Source organism: Microvirga sesbaniae (assembly GCF_025460805.1).
Classification (GTDB): domain Bacteria; phylum Pseudomonadota; class Alphaproteobacteria; order Rhizobiales; family Beijerinckiaceae; genus Microvirga; species Microvirga sesbaniae.
On record NZ_JAMXFJ010000007.1, the window covers coordinates 1 to 19,274 of the forward strand.

Below are 19,274 nucleotides of genomic sequence, written 5' to 3' on the forward strand. Positions count from 1 at the left end.
CCGCGCGGTCGACCCGCGACTTGATCTCGCTCTTGGGCGCCCGCTTGAGCTTGAGCGAGAAGGCCATGTTGTCGGCCACCGTCATGTGCGGGTAGAGCGCGTAGTTCTGGAACACCATGGCGATGTCGCGCTCTTTGGGCGGCACGTCGTTGACCACCTTCGGGCCGATGCGCAGCTCGCCGCCGGAGATGTTCTCCAGCCCGGCGATCATGCGCAGCAGGGTCGACTTGCCGCAGCCCGACGGCCCGACCAGGATCACGAACTCCCCGTCCTGGATGTCGATCGACACCCCGTGGATGACCGGGACCGTTCCGAAATTCTTGCGGATGTTGCGGATCTCTACTGAGGCCATGTCAAAGTCTTCCCTGATGATGTCCGCCGATGTGACACGTCATGTCCTCACCCTTTGACCGACCCCGCCATCAATCCCGCGACGATGTGCTTTTGTGCCGCGAAGAACATGATGATCGCCGGCAGGATCGTCAGCGTGATGAACGCCAGGATGAGGTTCCAGTCCGTGGAGAACTCGCCCTGATAGACCATGATCCCGAGAGGCCACGGATAGAGGGTATCGCGGTTCAGCACCACGAGAGGGAGAAGGTAGTTGTTCCAACTGTGCACGAAGACGATGACCGACACCGTCGCGAGGATCGGGCGCGACAACGGCAGGATCACATGCCAGAAGAACCGGAAATAGCCGCAGCCGTCGATCACGGCCGCCTCGAAGAGGTCCTTCGGCATCTGCCGGAAGGAGTTGCGGAACAGGAGGATGCTCATGGCCAGGCCGAAGGCGACCTGGGGCAGCACCACGCCCCAGTAGGTGTCGAGAAGACCGAGATCACGGATCTTGATGAAGAGCGGCAGGATCGCGGTGGCGGCCGGAAACATCAACCCGAGAAGCAGATAGTTCAGGAGGAAGGTCGCGCCGAAGAAGCGGACATGCACGAACACGAAGGCGGCCATCGCGGACGTGGCGACGGTCAGGATGACCGTCAGGACCGCGATGACCAGGGAGTTCCCCATCAGCTGCCAGTAACGACCGCTGGCAAGAATCTCCCAGTAGTTCATCCATTCCCACTGGCTGGGCACGCCGAACGGATTGACTCTCAGGTCGCCGAGCGACTTGAACCCGCCCAGGGCCGTGGTCAGCAAGGGGATCAACACGCCTCCGGCGACGACGAAGAGAATGGCATAGCGAAGGACCGGGGCGATGGTGACCGGCGTATCGTAGCGGGCAGCGGTGCTAGTCATGGCGCATGAGGACCCGTTTGTAGCCGAAGGCGAACACGACGCAGATCAGGAACAGAACCACCCCGACCGCACTGCCGAAGCCGATCCTCGTCCTGGTGACACCGTAGGTGTAGAGATAGGTCACCATGGTCTGGGTGCTGTCCGAGGGACCGCCCTTCGTCAGCGGCATGATGAGGTCGAAGAGCTGGATCGACCCGAGGATGGCAAAGAAGACGGAGAGCCGGATCGTCGACCCGAGGAGCGGCACCGTGATCCGCCGGAAGATCTGCCAGCCTGTCGCGCCGTCGATATGCGCGGCCTCGTACAGGCTGCGGTCGATCTGCTGGAGGCCGGCGATGTACAGCATCATGTGGAAGCCGAAATATTTCCAGATCACGACCACCATGATGGCATAGATGGCGATGTCCGGTTCCGCGAGAATGTGGATCGGATCGGCGCCGAACAGCTCCAGCAGCTTCGCGAGAAGGCCGTACTCGCCGTCGTAGACGAAGCGCCAGATGAGACCTGCGGCGATTTCCGCAAGGATGTAGGGCAGGAAGAAGATGAGCCGGAAGGTTGCCGTCCCCCGCACGCGGTCGGCCAGGAGGATGGCCATTCCCAAGGCGAGCGGGAGCTGGATCGCCAGCGACACCACGATGATCAGCAGATTGTTCGTCAGCGCGATGCGAAACGCACGGTTCGCGAACAGGAGCTCGAAGTTCCGCCATCCGACGAAATCGGTCGGCGCTCCATACCCGTTCCAGTTATAGAAACTGTACCAGGCGGCTTCGCCCATCGGCAGCGCGACGAAGAGAGTGAAGAGAAGCAGCGCCGGAGGCAGGAACAGCAGCACGATGGCCGTTGATCCGCCGATGCTGGTCGAGGACGCCCGCAACCATGAGGGTGCCTGGAAGACCGCCTTCGCCGTCCCACCCGTGACACTCGTCGCCATCATTCCCTCCCTGAACGCGCGGCAGGGAAGAGCGGCCGGGCCGCTCTTCCGGGATTTGGCCAGTTTACTGGGCGAGTTCCCAGGCTTGTTGGACGGCCTCGGCCGCTTCCGTCGGTTTCATGCGTCCGGCGGCGAGATCGGCCGAGATGTCATTGACCACCGCGCCGACCGACGGTCCAAGCATCTGATCATAATAGAGCTGGTGATACTTGGACTTGGAAACATTCTCCGCAATCTGACGCAGGATCGGGTTCTTGATCGCATCCTGGGTGCCGATGACGACGGGGATGTAGAAACCGCGCTCGGCCGCTTGGCGCTGGTTTTCCGCTTCCGAGAAGAACTTCAGGAAGTCTGCGGCCTCCTTCGGCGATCCTTTCGTCACCAGCCAGCCGTTCAAACCGCCGAGGGTATCGCTCGGATCGCCTTTGCCGCCTGCAACCGTCGGGAAAGGAAACCAGCCCAGCTTGTCGTCCGGAATGCCGACCTTGTCGGCCGAGTTGGCTTTCATGGTATTGAGGAGCCCGTTCAGCATGAGCATCATCGCGCCCTTGCCGTCGCCGAACTGTCCTGCCGATTGAGGATAGGTCGCCCCGAGGAAGCCGGCCTGGAACGGCTTGAGGTCCACCAGTTGCTTGAACACTTCGCCGGCCTTGACGAAGGTCGTGTCGGCAAAGCCCTTGCCCTCGCCGCGCAGGGCGGCCTCGAAAGCGTCCTTGCCGCCGATCCTGATCGCCAGATGCGACCAATAGAAATGGACCGGCCACTTGTCGGCTCCGCCCGTGATGAGCGGCGTGATCCCGGCAGCCTGCAGCTTCTTCACTGCACCGAGCAGGTCATCCCAGGTCTTGATCGAGGATGCGTCGACGCCCGCCTTCGCGAAAAGATCCTTGTTGTAGAAGAAGCCCACCTGTGCCGTGTGCATCGGCACACCATAGATCTTGTCGTTGACGGTGTAGGCTTGCACCGCGGCCGGAACGAAGCGCGCCTTCCAGGGAGCATCCATGACCGGCGTCAGGTCCTCGATGACCCCCGCCTTGACCTGATCGCGCAGGACGCCTCCTGCCCAACTGTAGATGATGTTCGGCCTGTCCGACGATTGCAGGAGCGTCGTCAGCTTCTTCTTGTAAGCCTCGTTTTCCAGATATTGAACGTCCACCTTCACGCCCGGATGGGAGGCCTCGTAGCGTCGGGCGATGTCGTTCCAGAATCCTGTAACCTGCGGGTTCTGCTCGACATGCAGCATCCGGACCGTCACGTCGGCGAGTGCCGCGGTCATTCCGCTGCATGAGGCGGCGATCGCGCAGGCAGCCGCAAGCATCAGCTTTTTGTAGCTCATTGCCGTTCTCCTCGGTGTTTCCTCTGCCAGGGCTTTTCGCCCTTTTATTTGGATAGCGCATTAAAACGTGGACGCCAGATGGGGGGCTGTCAAGCGGTTTATCCCATTTATTACGGACATCTGGTGCAGCGGCGATCATTGACAGGCCGTGATCCCTCCATAATAAATACGGTATCCGCATTAAAGAGGTTGGCCCATGCCGGCGGACGGTGCCGCAATGAAGACTGCCGATCCCGAACTGATGCGGGCGATCAACCGTTTCCTCGTCATGGATGCCATCCGCCGCTCCGGCACGATCTCCCGCGTCGAGATCTCGGAGCGGACGGAACTGAGCCCCACCACCGTCTCGGCCATCACGGCGGCCCTCCTCGAAGACGGCCTGATCGTCCCACGCCAAGTCGCCCCCACGCCCGATCAGGTCCGTGGACGGCCGCGCATCATGCTCGAGCTCAACCCGGCTGCCGCTTCGGTCTGCGGTGCGAAGCTTGCTCCCAACAAGATCACCATCGCGGTCACCAACTTCCAGGCGGACGTCCTCGGCACGGTGTCGATCCCGATCAGGGTCGACCGCCAACCCGCCTCGGTCATCCTCGACCTCGTGGAGGACGGCGTTCGTTCCTGCATCGAGGCGACGGGGTTACAGGTCGAGGACATCAACAGTCTCTGCCTCGGCGTGCCGGGAATTGTCGAGCGCGCCTCCGGCATCTGCCGTTACAGCCCGATCTTCTCGGAGCGCGATCTCAAGCTCGGCCTCGATCTCCAGGATCGCCTGAAGGTGCCGACGACGGTCGACAGCGACGTCAACCTGATCACCCTTGCCGAGCAATGGTTCGGGCATGGCCGGGACCTCAGCGACTTCCTGGTCGTCTCCATCGAGCACACGATCGGGCTCGGCATCATTCATGGCGGAGAACTCTTCCGCGGGGCGAACGGTCTCAGCCCGGATCTGGGCGACCTGATCGTGTCGCCCAACGGCAGCATCGGAAACGGCTCCCTCCCGGGGCGCCTCTCCGGGATCGCTTCGACGACCGCGATCCTGTCCACGGCGGCCGATCTTGCCCGTGGAACGCCGCAGGAGAAGCTCCTGCGCGGGACGCGCGGCATGGACCACGCCGTGTCGCTCGCTCAGGGCGGCGACCGGCGGATCGCGGGGATTTTCGAAGAGGCCGGCCGGGCCCTGGGGATCGCCATCGCGAACCTGATCACCCTTTTCGCCCCACCGAAGGTCATTCTCGCCGGATCGGCCCTCCAGGCGGGTGAACTGCTCCTCGCGCCCTTGCGCGATGCGGTCCAGGCCGCAACGCCCGAAACCATCTCCGGAGTGACCGAGATCGTGGTCCATGAGTCCAGCGACGACACCTGGGCCCGTGGCGCCGCGGCCCTCACCCTGCGCGATCTCTACGGCGCCCCCTGGGGGACGACCGGACCGGCCAAGAAGCGCTAACGCCAATCTCAATCATGCAAGGGAGTGAACATGGAACGCCTGGGTATCGGCATCATCGGATGCGGGAATATCAGCGAAGCCTATCTCAAGGCCGCGACAAACTTTCCAATCCTCGACATCAAGGGAATCGCCGACATCCGACCGGAGGCGGCCGAGGCCCGTGCATCCCAGTTCGGGCTGCGGGCGATGTCGGTCGACGACATGCTTGCGGATCCGTCGATCCAGATCGTGGTCAATCTCACGATCCCTGCCGCCCACGTGGAGGTGGGTTTAAGGGCCCTGGCCGCCGGCAAGCACGTTCACTCGGAAAAGCCTCTTGGTCTCACGACCGCCGAGACCCGCCCTCTCCTGCACATGGCCAAGGAGCGAGGGCTGCGCGTCGGCTGCGCGCCCGATACGTTCCTTGGCGGCTCGCACCAGACCTGCCGCAAGCTTATCGACGAGGGAGTGATCGGCCGTCCCCTGGCGGGCAGCGCCTTCTTCATGTGCCCCGGCCACGAGCGCTGGCACCCCAATCCCGCCTTCTACTACGCCAAAGGCGGCGGGCCGATGCTGGACATGGGTCCCTACTACATCACGGCTCTCGTGAACCTCATCGGGCCCGTTGCCAGGGTGGCTGGCATAACATCCCGAGCCAGGACCGAACGCGAGATCACGAGCGAGCCGTTGAAGGGCACCATGATCCCCGTGGAGGTGGCAACGCACGTCGCAGGGACGCTCGAGTTCGTCTCCGGCGCGGTCGTCTCGATCGCCATGAGCTTCGATGTGCCCCGGCACCGCCACAGGCCGATCGAGCTGTACGGCACGGCGGGCAGCCTGAGCGTTCCGGATCCCAACCGCTTCTTCGGCGCCATCGAGCTCGCCACGGCGGCGAAGGATTGGACGGAGCAGCCCACCGAGCATCCCTATGCGAGCGGGAACTACCGGATTATCGGCGTCGCCGACATGGCACACGCGATCCGATCCGGACGCCCTCACCGCGCATCGGGTGAGCTCGCCTTCCATGCGCTCGAAGTCATGGAAGCCTTCCAGCTGTCCTCCGAGCGGGGAACCCACGTCACCATCGAGTCGCGACCGGAACGACCGGCCATGCTGCCGACGACGCTTCCGTTCGGCTCGCTCGACTAGAATACATCGCGAAACCGGGAGGTAAGAGAATGCGCGAGGCACTGATTGTGTGGGGCGGCTGGAGCGGGCACGAGCCGGAGCAATGCGCCTCCATCATCGCCGGCATGCTGGAGGAGGAAGGTTTCAAAGTCTACGTCGAGAATTCGACGGAAGCCTTCGCCGATCCCGGTCTGTCCGACATGAGTCTGGTGGTTCCTATCTATACCATGTCGAAGATCGAGAAGGAGGAGCTGAGCAATCTCACGGCGGCGGTCCGTGGCGGCGTCGGCCTTGCCGGCTATCACGGCGGCATGGGCGATGCCTTCCGTGAGGCGGTCGAGTACCAGTTCATGTGCGGCGGACAATGGGTGGCCCATCCCGGCAACATCATCGACTACCGCGTGAACGTCACGCGCCCCGACGATCCGGTCATGCAGGGCATCCGGGACTTCGACTACCATTCCGAGCAGTACTACATGCATGTGGACCCGTCGAACGAGGTGCTCGCCACCACCACCTTCTCGGGCGAGCACGCCCCCTGGATCAACGGCGTCGTCATGCCGGTGGTCTGGAAGCGCCGTCACGGCCAGGGCCGGGTCTTCTACAGCTCCCTCGGCCATGTGGCGAAGGAGTTCGACGTGCCGGAGATGCGCACCATCTTCAAGCGCGGCATGCTCTGGGCGGCGCGTTGAATGCCAGGCTCATAGAAATGGGATAACGCTTAGAGCATCGGACCCGAGACTGGGCCCGCTTTTCACGTCCGGTGCTCTCGTCCCTGGTCCCGCGCGGGCCATGCCCTGGCCTTGCCCTTACAGGATCCGGTAGACGGCCAGGGCCAGGATGGAACAGGCCGCCATGGCGGCAACCGTGGACAGGGGCGTGCCGTTGTGGAACAGCGACACGGCCACACCCATTGCGGCCCCGAACCCAAGCGAACTCGCCGACAGCATGGAGGATGCCAGCCCTGCGATATCGCCCATGGGCTCCAGGGCCAGTTGAACGGCATTGCCGCCGACGAGACCGAATGACAGACACACCAGGACAACCAGGGGCAACAGGAGCGCAAGGGGCAAGGGTCCGATCGAGATCAGCACGAGCAGAGCGATGCTGCAGGCCGCCCCCATGACCAGACCCGCCGTGAGCGGGTATTGTGGCTCGATGCCCCTGGCATTCAGTCGTCCATTGAGGAAGCTGCCGGTCACGATCCCCGACGCCGTCAAGGCAAAGGTCGCTCCATAGAGCGTCGGCGACAGTCCATAGACGCCCATCATGACGAGCGGCGAACCCGTCACGTAGGAGAACAGACAGCCGAACATGAGCGTCTGGATCAAAAGGAACTTGATGCTCTGCCGTGTGGTGAACACGCGCAGATAATTGCCGGCAAGCTGCCGGACCGACAGGCGGTTCTGAGCGCCAGGCCGATAGGACTCCGCATAGCACAACAGCATGAGGGCGAAGGTGAAAGCTCCGGTCGCAGACAAAAAGAAGTAGATGCTGCGCCAATCGTGAAACAGCAGCAGGAGAACCGACCCGATGGTCGGGGCCGACAGAGGAGCCAGCAGCTGCATCACCTGCACGTAGGACTGTTTCGAGCGCCCCGTCGAACCGGTAAAAAGGTCCCGAATGATCGCAGCCGACAGCGAGCGGCTCGCGCCGGCTCCGCAACCTTGAAGGAAGCGCCACACGACCAAGCTCTCGAAGCTCGGTGACAACGCACAGCCTAGCCCCGCCAGGGTGTAGATCGCCGTCGAGACCAGAATGACCGGTTTGCGCCCGAACCGATCGCTCAGCGGCCCGTACACGAGGGGCGAACCGGCGAAGCCTGCCATGAAGGCGCTGAGGGTCAGCCCGACCGTGCCCGGCGATACGGAGAATGCCGCTGCGATGTGCGGCACGCCGGAGAGGGCCATATCCGTGCCGAGGGCGGCCAATCCACTGAAGAGCGCGACCAAGGCCAGGAAACCGAATGAATGGGGATCGAGTTTTCGGATCATGTCGCCTCTGTGAGTGGAAATCGCCAGTGGGTGATCAACATAACCTTAGCCGATCGGGAGGCACCTGCCATACCTATCCCATCCCGACGGTCCCGGAGACAAGGAACCCTACCATGACACAGCCACAACGGATGGAGACCCGGCAGCTTGGACGATCCGGCCCTGTCGTGTCGGCCCTCGGCCTCGGTTGCATGTCCCTCTCCGGCGTCTACGGGGAGAGCAATGACGAGGAGGCTGTCTCTCTCATACGCCATGGGCTCGACCAGGGCGTGACCCTGCTCGATTCCGCCGACATGTATGGCTGGGGGCAGAACGAAGAGTTGGTCGGACGGGCCATCGCCGGGCGCCGCGATGAGGTTGTCCTTGCCACCAAGTTCGGTCAGGTGCGGTCCGAGACGGGCCAAGGCGTGAACGGCCGGCCCGAATATGTGCGCCAAGCCTGTGAGGCCAGCCTGAGGCGTCTCAAGGTCGATGTCATCGACCTTTACTACCAGCACCGTGTCGACCCTCACGTGCCGATCGAAGAGACGGTCGGGGCCATGGCGGACCTCGTGCGGCAGGGCAAGGTCCGCTATCTCGGACTATCGGAAGCTCGACCGGAAACCATCCGCCGGGCCCACAGCGTTCATCCGATCAGTGCCGTCCAGACGGAGTTTTCCCTGCTCTACCGTCAAGAGGCGGAGGAGACCTTGCGGACCACCCGGGAACTGGGCATCGGCTTTGTGGCCTATTCGCCGCTCGGCCGTGGATTCCTCGCAGGGGGAATCCATGATCGGGACCAGGTCAAAGGGGATCGCCGGGCTCAGCATCCCCGCTTTCAGGCGGAGCATTTCGCGCATAACCGGGCCTTGGTCGGCCGGGTGGAAGTGCTCGCACGGGACAAGGGATGCACGCCGGCGCAGCTCGTGCTGGCCTGGCTTCTGGCGCAAGGACCGGATGTCGTGCCCATCCCCGGCACGAAGCGGCGCGAACGGCTGGACGACAACCTCGGGGCGTTGCAGGTGCATCTGTCTGCGGAGGACGTGACCCGCATTTCCGATACCGTGCCGGCCGGCGCAGCCTCGGGCCAACGCTATCCTGACATGGCAACGGTGTACCGCTGAGCATTTTTCGGTGAAGCGGATCCGGTTCACCGCCTCACGATGGGAGCATCGGACAATCGGGATGACCGGCACGAGGCCCGGCCATGACGTGCGGAGGGTATCATCACCGGACTCGCCACTCTCCTGCGTCATCACCCGCTCACACCACCCTCCACGTCATCACCGGGCTTGTCCCGGTGATCCCGCTTCTGTAGGGCGCCGCGCTTCACCGGATCGGGATGGCCGGCACAAGGCCGGCCATGACGTGAGGAGGGTGTCAGGGCCGGACCGGGTGTTCACCCTCCACGTCATCGCCGGGTGTGTCCCGCTGAACGCGATCGGTGGACCGCCGAGCGCATCCTGCGGACGAAAGCGAGCCACGCTCAACGATGCGCCAGGCAAGAGGGGAGCATCGGATCCGATCCCAAACCTGGATCCACTGTTCACGTCCGATGCTCTCCGTCTCAGGAGCGCCAAGACCTGCCGTTCCGCCCAGACGCGAACATGATCGACTTGCGGCTTGGCGAGCCATGCTGGCCGCCTCCGTCGAGGGGCCGACTACCGCGGAAGCACCTGTTCCGCGAGGACCCCGCCGGTGGGCAGGCTGATGATGCAATGCAGACCGTCCGGCGTGAACTCCAGGCTGGCCTTGCCGTCCAGTTCATAGGCCAGCGTCCGCTCGATCAGCTCGGTGCCGAAGCCTCGCCTTCGTGGCGTCTCACCCGACAGCCTCACCCCCGTCTCGATCCAGCGGAACACGAGACGGGGCCCGCCCTCTTCCCTGGTGATCGTCCACTCCACCGTGATCCGCCCCTGGTCCGTCGACAGGGCACCATACTTCACGGCGTTCGTCGCCAGCTCGTGGATGACAAGCGCGATGGTTTCGGCCGCCTTGGGCTTCAGGCGCACTTCCGGCCCCGTGATGCCGGCCACCCGCTCACCCTCCTGGGCCCCGAAGGCCAGCAGCCCCTCGGCCACCAGAAGCTCCAAATCCAAACCGGCGGTCGGATCCCGCGTGACGGCCGCCTGCACCCGGGCGAAGGCGTCGATACGCCCGTCCAGGTGCATGGCATAGTCCTCCGCTGTCTCGCTGGTGACTGCCGTCCGGCGGGCGATGGAGCGGATCACCGCGAGCGTGTTGCGCACCCGGTGCTGCAACTCGGCCAGCAGAAGCCGGGCCTGGCGCTCGCTCTCGCGCAACGCGGCATCGGCCCGAATGCGGGCGGTTGTCTCGGTGAGAGGGTGGAAGACACCGCCCACCGCACCCGTCTCGTCCCGGATCGGCGAGAACGAGCCTGCAAAATGACGCTCCTCGAACCCGTCGCCCTCGGCTCGGCGCAGCAGGACCACGTGGTCCTCGATGGCCACCGCCTCCCCGTCGAACACCCGCTCGAAGACCGGACCAAGGAAGGACTCGTAGGCCTCCGACCAGCTATCTGCGGCAGGTCGCCCCAGAATGGACGGGTGGCGGGCGGCCGCAACGGCGATGTAGCCGTCATTGTAGAGCTGGATCCGATCAGCCCCCCAGAGGATTGCCACCGGTCCCGGCGAGGCGAGCATGATGTCGACGGCGGTCTTCAGGCTCTGCGGCCAGGTTCCAACGGGCCCGAGCGCTGTGGCGGCCCAGTCGTGCTGGCGGATGCGCTCGCCCATCTCGCCCCCGCCTGCGGGCCAGACCGTCCGGGATTGAGATGTCGTAGTGTTCATCGCCGCGCTCATATGACCTCTACAACGCGCGAGCGGCCGTTAAGGCTCGCAGGGCTTTCCCGTCCGCTCTCATTGGCACCGGGAGCTTGGTAAACGGCTCCCGCCCGCGGCTGGGATCGGTCGACACCCTCGTGGTTTCGTCCGCCGAGCCTCTCGAGCATTTTTCGGTGAAGTGGATCCGGTTCACCGTCAGAAAATGCGGCTCGGCAAAGAAGAGAGGTGATTCCACGTGAGTGGAAGCAGCTCTAAGTCGTTTTTCCGGAACGCCCCCGTCAACGCAGGTTATCCTCGGTCCAAGCCGTTTCGCCAAGCCGTTTCGCCTACGCCAGATTCCGCTCCCGCCGCGGGAGAGATGCGGCGGACGAGCATGACACGCCCAGCAGCAGGAACCCTCGGCAGTCGCCGGGTGCCGGTCGTGGATGACGGGTTCCACATTGCCGATGAGATGGCCTCGGCGCTCCGGAACCTCGGAGCCGAGGCCGCGGGGCCCGTGCCGACGAAGGATACGGCTCTGGCGTCGGAAGCTCGGCATGGAGGTGACGGCCGAGGGCGTGGAGACCCCGGGCCAAGCGCAGTGCCTGCGCGGCGCTGGGCTGCCGCCATGCACAGGGATATCTCCATGCAGCGCCCGTGGCCCGCTCGCAGGTGCCATCGCTGCCTGCAAGCTGGAGGACGAAGGCAGCCACCCAGGTTTCAGCGAGCGAGGCCGTACGCGACCCGGGTGACGTCAGCTCGTGATCGACAACAGGGTACCCTGGTCGGCTGATTTGATCAGACCAGTGCGCCCGTGGTGCCGACCCGCCGTTCGGCCGTGGCCTCCCTCAACGCGACAAGAAGGACGCCAATGTCTTCATCCAGCAGCGTGATCGCATTGCGGGCACACTGCCGGAAGTGTTCTCTGCAGATCGTGGGCTCAGTGTCCCATGAGCATGCCTGCGGCTGAGACTCATAAATGGCCTGAGCAACCAACTCGACCCGGTGGTCGGTCATTTCCCTATCCATGATTTCACCTCGCGCAGCCGCTCCAAGGGGAATGCCAAGGCTAGCCCACGTGTCAGAGGCTCGCCAGCAGAAGGCTTGCTCCGATGAAGGAGCCAAGAGAGGCGGCAAACAGGATCGACGCACGCTGAAACGACGGGGCGGCATCTGTGCCATTCTCGGGTTCAGATGAGTTGTCGTGTGAAGATTCATTGTGAGACATGAGCTTATCCTGACTTCGGATGATGTGGCATGGTCGCAAAACGGAGGCAGGTGGCGCTCTATTCCCTCACGAATTCTATCAAAGTGTTTCGAGTCCGTCGCAAGACAGCGCCTGCCTTCACACGGCGGCTGCAGTTGGAGCTAAGCGTTCATACCAGGCCGATGCTGGAACCGCCTGTCACGCTTTGGAGGAGCCCTCCATAAGACGAACGGCAATGTCGAGCTTGACGTAGCAGAGAAAATGCATCGCACTCCTGATAGTTGAACAGCGTGTTTCAGCGGTTCAGGGGTCATCCGCCATGCTCCCATGGCTGGACCGCCTGACATCCTCGGCTCATGAGCTTCCTCAGGCTGCATTTTGCCTGGCGGACGATCCGAGCGAAATCGCAATGGCGCAGCAGACGCCCGCCCGCTCGAACCGGAGGTCGAGCTGCCCAGCCAGTTCCTGTGTGATCGCCTGCCGGAGCAGGCGCGAGCCAAAGCCCGGGTTCGGTCGGCCCTCAAGGGTGGGCCCACGCGACTCACACCAGTTGATTGCCAGCTTCGCTTCATCTCCCTGCTCCTGGACCGTCCAGTCGACCTGCACGTGGCCCGATGGAGAGGACAGGGCTCCGTACTTGACGGCATTGGTGGCAAGCTCGTGGAAGGCCATGCCCAGCACCACCGCCGCCCGCGCCGCGAGGTCGACCTCCGGTCCGTCGATCCGGACGCGGGATGAAGAGGTCATGTAGGGCCCGAGCACCGTCTCGAGGATCGCCCTGAGAGAGGCCCCCTCCCAGTGCGTCTCGTTCAGAAGATTGTGCGTGCGCGAGAGGGCGAGCAGCCGCTCCTGGAAGCGCTCCTGGGCGACTTGCGGCGGCACATCGGGACGGGCCGTCTGCCATGCCAGCGACTGCACTGTGGCGAGCGTGTTTTTCACCCGGTGGTTCAGCTCGTCGATCAGCAGCTTCTGGCGCCGGTCCGCCTGCCGACGTTCGGTGATGTCCTCCACCACCCGCACTGCATACAGGAAAGTACCACCGGCATCCCGCACAGCTGTGCTGGTTACGCGCGCCCAGCCACTGCTGCCGTCCTTGCGCCGGAACTCGCTGTCGGTCGTGTAGGCGTCCAGCCCACCCGCAACCTGCTGAGCGAACAAGGCCAGATCGTGAACAAGGATCTCGGGATCGGTCACATGGCCGAAGTGCTGGCCGATCAGCTCCTCGCGGGTGTGTCCGGTGAGCTTGCAACGAGCCTCGTTCACCGACATGAAGCGCCCATCCCTGTCGACCTCGGCGATCCCCACGGCGGCATTGTTCTGGGTCGCCCATAGGCGCGCCTCGCTTGCCCTTAGGGCAGCCTCCCGCACGTGCAGCTCCGTGGAGGCCGATGCGAGTGCGCCTGTCACCTGATCGACCTCTGCCAACCCGCTCGGGGGCGACACCACGGGCTCGCCGCGACCGAGCCGCTGAGCCTGATCGGCCAATCCCCGCACCGGAACGGCGATGCGCCGCCCAAAGCTGCGGGCCAGGAGCAGGGACAGCCCGATCAGGCCCGTTCCGAGGCCGAACAGCGTCCAGAGGGAGCGGCGCAGCGGGGCCTGGACGATCTCGGCCGGCACGCCGACGAACGTCGTCCAGCCCGAGACTCCAGAAGGGGCATAAGCGCCGAGCACCTCCGTCCCTTCGAGGTTGCGCCCCTCCCAGATGCCGTCCGCCTCCCGGGAAGCCTTCAGGAACTCGTCAGGAGCAGCCTTGCCGACGAAGGTCTCATGTTGGCGGGAGCGAGCCACGACCCGGTCAGCCCGGTCGATCACGGTCGCCACCCATGAGGCGGGCAGGTTCTGGGCGAGCAGGATCTCGGCGATGCGCCTCGGCTCGACGGCCATGGACAGCACGTGCGTGACGGTGCCGTCCTTGAGGACCGGAACCCGGATGCTGATGATCGGCCGGCCCGCGGTGGCTCCGGTGAAGAGGTCCTGGATCACTGGCTGCTTTGTGGCGATCACCTGCTGGTCGATCGGCAGGTTGGCGCCCTTCGGCAGGGATGAGCCCCAGGGCAAGCGGGTGTTCGCCACCTGTTGGCCCATGGTGTCTCGGACCACGACGGCATAGTTGTCGGTTCCCTGCCGCGCCCAGGACCGCAGGGTCATCTCCGCCTGGCTCTGGAACGCCTCGAAGTTGCCCTCGAGCAGCGACGAAGAGGTGGCGAGCGCCTGCGCCGCCGACTGGATGCCTACGAGTTCGCGATCAACCGCGGCCATGATGCGCTGAGCGGTGCCGAGCGCTTCTTCCTCGTAATGGTGACGCTCCGCATCGGCATAGCGCCACAGCAGGATGGCCGCAAAGACGAGGCCCGGCAGCACGAGGGCGGCACCGAAGGCCATCAAGCACTGCCGGATTGTGTAACGACGCAAGAACATCATGCGGCCTAGATATCGCTGCCCCGGCTCAAGTCGAGAGATCACTTTCGGTCGCGATGAAGCGAAGCCTGTCTTGAGGAGCGAAAACGGCACCCGACAGCACTGTGCCCGGGCCCAGTTTTTCCGCGGCACGGATCTGCCCGGTTGGGACCGATCAACTCTGCCTTTTCGGAAGGACTGAGAGCCTTTGAGGAAGGGCTCGAACGGGGGAATGGCGGATCCGGATCCGGCTTGCGTCAAAGGTCGGCCACGGGTCAAACTGCGCCGTTGGGCGTGGCCTGACGAAAGATTGCTCCCCTGTGACGGCGGAAATTAGGGTTTCGTCTGCCTCGTGCCATGGCCGGGCCTTCGCCCTGAGGGGGTCACAAGGGTTCCTCGGCCGTGCGTGGCGCAACATAGGATTTGACTCCGTCGGCGATCGTCGCTTGTCTTCGTCGCCTCTGTCGGAGATCGAACCTTGCTCGTCCCCATTTATCAGATCGATGCCTTCGCAAGCCGCCGCTTCTCCGGGAATCCGGCTGCCGTCATGCTGCTCGAGCGCTTTGCCGACGATGCGACCCTTCAGGCGATCGCTGCCGAGAATAATCTGGCTGAGACCGCCTTTCTCGTGCCGGATGGCGAGGATTATCACCTGCGTTGGTTCACGCCGACAGTCGAGGTGCCCCTGTGCGGACACGCGACGCTCGCCAGCGCGGCGGTCGTGATGGAGCGCCTGGCGCCGCATCGCCGAAGCGTGGTGTTCCACTCTGCCAGTGGTCCCCTGAGCGTGGAGCGCAGAGGGACCGGCTACATCATGAACTTTCCGACGCGTGTATCGAGGCCTGTCGAGCCGCCGCCTCTCCTGGCAGAAGCTCTGGGACAAGACCCTGTCGAGGTGATGGCCGACGCGTTCAACTACCTCGCCTTGCTGGAGACGGCGGATCAGGTGCGCAGCCTGAGGCCGGCCCTTGCGGCGGTGGCCGCGCTGGATCGCAGCGGCTTGATCGTCACAGCCCCAGGCGACGGTGGCTACGACTTCACCAGTCGATACTTCGCCCCGGCCAAGGGAATCCCCGAAGACCCTGTGACCGGCGGCGCCCATTGTGCCCTCACCCCGTACTGGGCCCAGCGTTTGCACAAGACCACGTTCCGGGCCTTCCAGGCTTCGCGGCGTGGAGGTGAACTCGTGTGCCGCCTGGTCGGTGATCGCGTCGAGCTCGAGGGAAGCTGCGTGTTCTATCTCGAGGTAACGGCCGCGATCTGAGTCGGCATAAGGTCGAGAGCGGCCCTGTGTCGGTGATCAGGATCGGAAAAGTGCGGCGCCTTTCATAATCGGGATGGCTGGCCAACCTTAGCGTAGGCTGTCAGACAGGCTGGCCAAGAACTTGATCGCCTGCCTGCGCCGGACCTTCGCGCATTCTAGGAAAGGCTTGCCTCATACAGGCTGCATGACGCGGGTGGACGTTCCCTCGGACAGCTCAGGCATCGACGCGGCGTAGAGGCCGCCACTCGCCATGGCTTCACAAAAGGTCTTCCTGGGCTGCCTGGTGAACGGTGCGGACCGTCGGTCGAAAACCCAAGCGGCGAGCCAGAGTGGCATCGATATGCAGATGCCACGGATTGCTCAGAGGGTCGGCAGACGGCTCGATCACTTGGCCGACCAATTCCGCGAGCTCGTAAATCGAGGTCGGCGCCTCATCGGCAATGTTGACGACCCGCCCATCCAGCGCGCCGTCCAGAGCCAACTTCACCGCGCTGAAGATGTCACGGTGATGAATCGTGCTCAGCTTGTGGGCGGGATGCCACTTCGCGTCGATCGCGTGAGCCGGCAGGGATTCCAGATGTCCGTCCCTGTCTCCGTAGACGAAAGGAAAACGAAGGATCGACCAGTTCAGGCCACTGCCACGCAGTTCCCTCTCCGCCGCCAGCTTGCTCGCGGGATAGGCATGTTGTGGTTCAGCGGCATCGTCCTCTCGACCAGGGCGTGAACCATGCGCGTCGTAGACGTTGCTGGTGCTCGACATGATAAAGCGCGCCTTCGGGGCACGGGCCTTGGCTGTCGCGATGAGGTTGCGCGTTCCCTCGAGGTTGGAACGCCAGATCAGGTCGGAGTCGGGCGTACGAAACACCGCAGCGAGATGGACGATTGCCGAGACGCCCGTGACGGCATCGACGAGCGAAGCGGAATCGAGAATGTCGCCCTCGACCGTCGTCCCCGTCGGCGAAGCTTTCCCGGGGCGCACGAGCGCTCGGCAGTCGATACCGGCCTCCACGAGCCGTGGCAGGAGGCGCGCTCCTACCAATCCGGTGGTTCCGGTGACGAGGATTGTCATGTGTCTGCTCCTTTGCCGGATAATCGCTCGAGCCGCTCCACAGCACGCTCCAGGACGCTAATGGTGGTTGTGATCGCCGAGGCATCGAGCCCTTCGAACGCCGCTTGGTGAATGAACGAGAGATCAGGGACCTCGGCCCACAGTCTTTTCCCGTGTGTCGTCATCCGAAGGTGCTTCTGACGCTGATCATCCTTGTCGGCGACCTGCTCGATCAGTCCCTTGCGCACCATCGCCGCGACGATCGCGCTCAAGGTGGCTCGCTCGACTTCAAGAATCTTCGGCAGTTCGCGCTGCTTGATCGAACCGTGCCGGGACAAATGGTGCAGGACATACCACTGCGTAGCGCCCAGGTCATAGGGGCGAAGCGCGGCTTCCATGGCGATGCGACCAGCGAGATAGCACCGCTTCGTCCACGCGGCGAGGAGCGCATTCTGCTCGGCAAGGGTTGTTTTGTTAGGCACCTGACAATTTTGTCAGCTACCTAACATTTTGTCAACCGAAGTCCTCCAGGCAGCTCTCCCCAGGCGGCTGATCGACCTTCGCCGCGCCCATCGGTTTCGGACCGGATCGAATATGCGGTCGTGCCAGTTCAAGGCTCCCGCGGGCTCCATCGCAGTGCGCCGGCGCGTTCTTCAATATTCTCGACAACCACTCGGCAGAGCGTCCGACCGCGTCCCTCTCGACCCGGTGAGCAGAGTGAACATCTCGGGTCAGTCTGGTGAACTGCCCTAGCGCCACTCCCGGATGGGACCGAAACGCTCTCACGTCATGGCCGGCCGGTCATCACCCGACTCTCGCCGGCCATCCCGATCGGAAGGGTGCGGCGTTCCCAACGATCGGGATCACCGGGACAAGCCCGGTGATGACGTGGAGAGGTGAAACGGGTCGGTGATAACACCCTCAACGTCCTGGCACCCTCAGCCCTTCCTCCCACCTCGGCACGTCATGGCCGGCCTTGTGCCGGCCATCCCGATTGCTTGAAGCGCCGTACCTCAAACAAGCGGGATCACCGGGACAAGCCCGGTGATGACGTGGAGAGTGGGACAAGCCCGGTGATGACGTGAGAGGGTGCCCATCCGGCCGAGCGGTCAAGACAAGGTCCCGGACGATGCGCTAGTCCGGCGCCTGCTCCTGAAGGGCCGTCAGGGAGGCCTCAATGCTCCAGACGACGCCGGTCGGCTCGTAGGTGATCCCGGCCTGATTGCCAAAGCTGCTGGCCAGGCTTCGCTCAATCAGCCGTGAACCGAACCCCTTGCGCTGAGGCGGCTTCACCAGCGGCCCGCCGCTTTCCTGCCACCGGAACCGGAATCGAGCGCCCGCCCCCTCTCCTGACACATGCCATGTGATCTCGACCCGCCCTGCGTCCACCGAGAGCGCCCCATATTTGGCCGCGTTGGTGCAGAGCTCGTGCAACGTCAACGAGAGGGCGAGCGCGACCTTGGGTCCGAGAGGCACATCGGGTCCACTGACATGGATCCGGCCGTGGTCGTTGTGCGGCCGGATGGCGCCTTCGACGATCACCCTGATGCTGGCGCTTGACCACTTCTCTTGCAGCAGGGTGTCGTTCGCCCGCGCAAGGGTCGCCAGCCGCTCACTGAAGATGGCGCCCGCCGCCTCCAGGGAAGGAGCAGTTCGCAGCGTCTGGGTGGAGATCGCCTGAACCATGGCGAGCGTATTTTTGACCCGATGCGTCAGTTCCTGCATCAGAAGCTGGCGCTGCTCCTCCAGGCGTTTGCGGTCCGTGATATCGTAGACAGCACCGACCAACCGCGCCGGTTGGCCCGCGTCGTCACGCACGATCTCCCCGCGCCGAGCCAGCCATCGAACCTGCCGATCATCCTGCCGAATGATCCGGTACTCCGTGTAGGCGACCAGATCCTCGAGCGAGCTGGCCAGCGACGTTGCGATCAGGTGACGGTCGTCTGGATGAACGAACTCCGCGAAAGCACCGATCCGGACCGAGGTGTGCGACCCTATTCCCCAGATTCGGCAGAACTCCTCCGTCACCATCACCTCGCCCGAGCGGATGTTCCACTCGAACGTGCCGATGCCTCCGGCATGCTGGGCGATCCGGAGCCGCTCCTCGCTGCCGGTGAGAGCGGCCAGGGTGCGGATGCGGTCGCTGATCTCCATCGAGATGCCGACGACGCCGATCATCTGACCGCTGTCGTCCAGCACCGGCGAGTCGGTGACATGGACCGGAAAGGTGTGCCCGTCCCTGTGCCGCAGGACAATGTCTCCCGACCAGACTTGGCCGGCCCTGAGGCGGTCCATGATCTCCTCGGCCTGGGGCAGCCCCTCCGCAGGGATATTGAGTTCCAGGATGTCGCGCCCAAGTGCCTCCTCGGCGCTCCACCCGTACACCCGTTCCGCGCAGCGGTTCCAGTAGGTGACAATGCCATCGAGATCGGTCGCGATGACCGCCTGCTCAACGGCATTGAGGAGCTGCGCCTGGAAATGGACCTGACGGCTTGGATCCAGGTTCCCGGCCGAGGCAAGCGATGTCATG

General features: G+C 64.0%; 17 protein-coding genes. 5 read left to right on the forward strand and 12 right to left on the reverse strand.

The window, feature by feature from the left end:
* From OCW50_RS12015 to OCW50_RS12030, 4 genes are all read right to left on the reverse strand, one after another.
* Window positions 1-352: ABC transporter ATP-binding protein (locus OCW50_RS12015; RefSeq protein WP_262297675.1), on the reverse strand; the 352-nt coding region annotated here is incomplete at its 3' end.
* A gap of 47 nt (window positions 353-399) precedes the next feature.
* Window positions 400-1,251 carry a carbohydrate ABC transporter permease gene (locus OCW50_RS12020; protein WP_262267794.1) on the reverse strand — a complete coding sequence of 284 codons (852 nt, stop codon included), beginning with the start codon at window positions 1,249-1,251 and terminating at the stop codon, window positions 400-402.
* Window positions 1,244-2,182 carry a carbohydrate ABC transporter permease gene (locus OCW50_RS12025; RefSeq protein ID WP_262267793.1) on the reverse strand — a complete coding sequence of 313 codons (939 nt, stop codon included), beginning with the start codon at window positions 2,180-2,182 and terminating at the stop codon, window positions 1,244-1,246. The genes OCW50_RS12020 and OCW50_RS12025 overlap by 8 nt, the downstream gene beginning before the upstream one ends.
* 64 nt (window positions 2,183-2,246) lie before the next feature.
* The gene (locus OCW50_RS12030; RefSeq protein WP_262267792.1) at window positions 2,247-3,518 is read right to left on the reverse strand and encodes an ABC transporter substrate-binding protein; all 1,272 of its coding nucleotides are present in this window, start codon (window positions 3,516-3,518) and stop codon (window positions 2,247-2,249) included.
* A 217-nt stretch (window positions 3,519-3,735) separates the two neighbouring features.
* On the opposite strand from OCW50_RS12030, the gene OCW50_RS12035 reads away from it, so the two are divergent.
* From OCW50_RS12035 to OCW50_RS12045, 3 genes are read left to right on the forward strand one after another with little or no spacing between them, the layout of a single operon-like run.
* Complete coding sequence (locus OCW50_RS12035; RefSeq protein WP_262267807.1) at window positions 3,736-4,962, forward strand: ROK family transcriptional regulator; 1,227 nt, start codon at window positions 3,736-3,738, stop codon at window positions 4,960-4,962.
* 30 nt (window positions 4,963-4,992) lie between these two features.
* A complete protein-coding gene (locus tag OCW50_RS12040; RefSeq protein WP_262297676.1) occupies window positions 4,993-6,090 on the forward strand; it encodes a Gfo/Idh/MocA family protein in 1,098 nt (365 codons plus the stop codon).
* 29 nt (window positions 6,091-6,119) lie between these two features.
* Window positions 6,120-6,761 carry a ThuA domain-containing protein gene (locus OCW50_RS12045; RefSeq protein ID WP_262297677.1) on the forward strand — a complete coding sequence of 214 codons (642 nt, stop codon included), beginning with the start codon at window positions 6,120-6,122 and terminating at the stop codon, window positions 6,759-6,761.
* A 117-nt stretch (window positions 6,762-6,878) separates the two neighbouring features.
* On the opposite strand, the gene OCW50_RS12050 is transcribed toward OCW50_RS12045, so the two are convergent.
* Entirely contained in the window at window positions 6,879-8,063 is a 1,185-nt protein-coding gene (locus OCW50_RS12050; protein ID WP_262297678.1) for a multidrug effflux MFS transporter, read from the reverse strand.
* A gap of 131 nt (window positions 8,064-8,194) precedes the next feature.
* On the opposite strand from OCW50_RS12050, the gene OCW50_RS12055 reads away from it, so the two are divergent.
* Window positions 8,195-9,166, forward strand: a complete 972-nt coding sequence (locus OCW50_RS12055; protein ID WP_315974426.1) for an aldo/keto reductase — start codon at window positions 8,195-8,197, stop codon at window positions 9,164-9,166.
* Between the two features lie 537 nt (window positions 9,167-9,703).
* Here OCW50_RS12055 and OCW50_RS12060 read toward each other — a convergent pair.
* From OCW50_RS12060 to OCW50_RS12075, 4 genes are all read right to left on the reverse strand, one after another.
* Window positions 9,704-10,852: a sensor histidine kinase gene (locus tag OCW50_RS12060; RefSeq protein WP_315974421.1), complete on the reverse strand. Its 1,149-nt coding sequence runs from the start codon at window positions 10,850-10,852 to the stop codon at window positions 9,704-9,706.
* Between the two features lie 771 nt (window positions 10,853-11,623).
* Complete coding sequence (locus OCW50_RS12065) at window positions 11,624-11,842, reverse strand: hypothetical protein (protein ID WP_262267787.1); 219 nt, start codon at window positions 11,840-11,842, stop codon at window positions 11,624-11,626.
* Between the two features lie 64 nt (window positions 11,843-11,906).
* The gene (locus tag OCW50_RS12070) at window positions 11,907-12,053 is read right to left on the reverse strand and encodes a hypothetical protein (RefSeq protein ID WP_262297680.1); all 147 of its coding nucleotides are present in this window, start codon (window positions 12,051-12,053) and stop codon (window positions 11,907-11,909) included.
* A 345-nt stretch (window positions 12,054-12,398) separates the two neighbouring features.
* Complete coding sequence (locus tag OCW50_RS12075) at window positions 12,399-14,417, reverse strand: sensor histidine kinase (RefSeq protein WP_262297681.1); 2,019 nt, start codon at window positions 14,415-14,417, stop codon at window positions 12,399-12,401.
* Window positions 14,418-14,910: 493 nt separating this feature from the next.
* Between OCW50_RS12075 and OCW50_RS12080 the strand changes: the two genes are divergently transcribed.
* Window positions 14,911-15,696, forward strand: coding sequence for a PhzF family phenazine biosynthesis protein (locus OCW50_RS12080; protein ID WP_262297682.1), 786 nt, complete (start codon window positions 14,911-14,913; stop codon window positions 15,694-15,696).
* Between the two features lie 256 nt (window positions 15,697-15,952).
* On the opposite strand, the gene OCW50_RS12085 is transcribed toward OCW50_RS12080, so the two are convergent.
* The 3 genes from OCW50_RS12085 to OCW50_RS12095 all read right to left on the reverse strand — a co-directional run bounded on the left by OCW50_RS12085 (window position 15,953) and on the right by OCW50_RS12095 (window position 19,273).
* The gene (locus tag OCW50_RS12085) at window positions 15,953-16,765 is read right to left on the reverse strand and encodes an NAD-dependent epimerase/dehydratase family protein (protein ID WP_262297683.1); all 813 of its coding nucleotides are present in this window, start codon (window positions 16,763-16,765) and stop codon (window positions 15,953-15,955) included.
* Window positions 16,762-17,142: a MarR family winged helix-turn-helix transcriptional regulator gene (locus OCW50_RS12090; RefSeq protein ID WP_262267782.1), complete on the reverse strand. Its 381-nt coding sequence runs from the start codon at window positions 17,140-17,142 to the stop codon at window positions 16,762-16,764. Before OCW50_RS12090 ends, OCW50_RS12085 begins: the two co-directional genes overlap by 4 nt.
* Before the next feature lie 736 nt (window positions 17,143-17,878).
* On the reverse strand, window positions 17,879-19,273 hold the full coding sequence (locus tag OCW50_RS12095; RefSeq protein ID WP_262297684.1) for a sensor histidine kinase: 1,395 nt from the start codon (window positions 19,271-19,273) through the stop codon (window positions 17,879-17,881).
* Between the last annotated feature and the right edge of the window lies 1 nt (window position 19,274).

Excerpts from the sequence above, each read along its gene's own strand:
- OCW50_RS12085 (WP_262297683.1), bottom strand. The coding sequence starts at position 16,765 with ATGACAATCCTCGTCACCGGAACCACCGGATTGGTAGGAGCGCGCCTC.
- OCW50_RS12055 (WP_315974426.1), top strand. The coding sequence starts at position 8,195 with ATGGAGACCCGGCAGCTTGGACGATCCGGCCCTGTCGTGTCGGCCCTC.
- OCW50_RS12070 (WP_262297680.1), bottom strand. The coding sequence starts at position 12,053 with ATGTCTCACAATGAATCTTCACACGACAACTCATCTGAACCCGAGAAT.
- OCW50_RS12075 (WP_262297681.1), bottom strand. The coding sequence starts at position 14,417 with ATGGCCTTCGGTGCCGCCCTCGTGCTGCCGGGCCTCGTCTTTGCGGCC.
- OCW50_RS12040 (WP_262297676.1), top strand. The coding sequence starts at position 4,993 with ATGGAACGCCTGGGTATCGGCATCATCGGATGCGGGAATATCAGCGAA.
- OCW50_RS12065 (WP_262267787.1), bottom strand. The coding sequence starts at position 11,842 with ATGACCGACCACCGGGTCGAGTTGGTTGCTCAGGCCATTTATGAGTCT.
- OCW50_RS12060 (WP_315974421.1), bottom strand. The coding sequence starts at position 10,852 with ATGAACACTACGACATCTCAATCCCGGACGGTCTGGCCCGCAGGCGGG.
- OCW50_RS12020 (WP_262267794.1), bottom strand. The coding sequence starts at position 1,251 with ATGACTAGCACCGCTGCCCGCTACGATACGCCGGTCACCATCGCCCCG.
- OCW50_RS12025 (WP_262267793.1), bottom strand. The coding sequence starts at position 2,182 with ATGGCGACGAGTGTCACGGGTGGGACGGCGAAGGCGGTCTTCCAGGCA.
- OCW50_RS12035 (WP_262267807.1), top strand. The coding sequence starts at position 3,736 with ATGAAGACTGCCGATCCCGAACTGATGCGGGCGATCAACCGTTTCCTC.
- OCW50_RS12045 (WP_262297677.1), top strand. The coding sequence starts at position 6,120 with ATGCGCGAGGCACTGATTGTGTGGGGCGGCTGGAGCGGGCACGAGCCG.
- OCW50_RS12030 (WP_262267792.1), bottom strand. The coding sequence starts at position 3,518 with ATGAGCTACAAAAAGCTGATGCTTGCGGCTGCCTGCGCGATCGCCGCC.
- OCW50_RS12095 (WP_262297684.1), bottom strand. The coding sequence starts at position 19,273 with ATGACATCGCTTGCCTCGGCCGGGAACCTGGATCCAAGCCGTCAGGTC.
- OCW50_RS12090 (WP_262267782.1), bottom strand. The coding sequence starts at position 17,142 with ATGGAAGCCGCGCTTCGCCCCTATGACCTGGGCGCTACGCAGTGGTAT.
- OCW50_RS12050 (WP_262297678.1), bottom strand. The coding sequence starts at position 8,063 with ATGATCCGAAAACTCGATCCCCATTCATTCGGTTTCCTGGCCTTGGTC.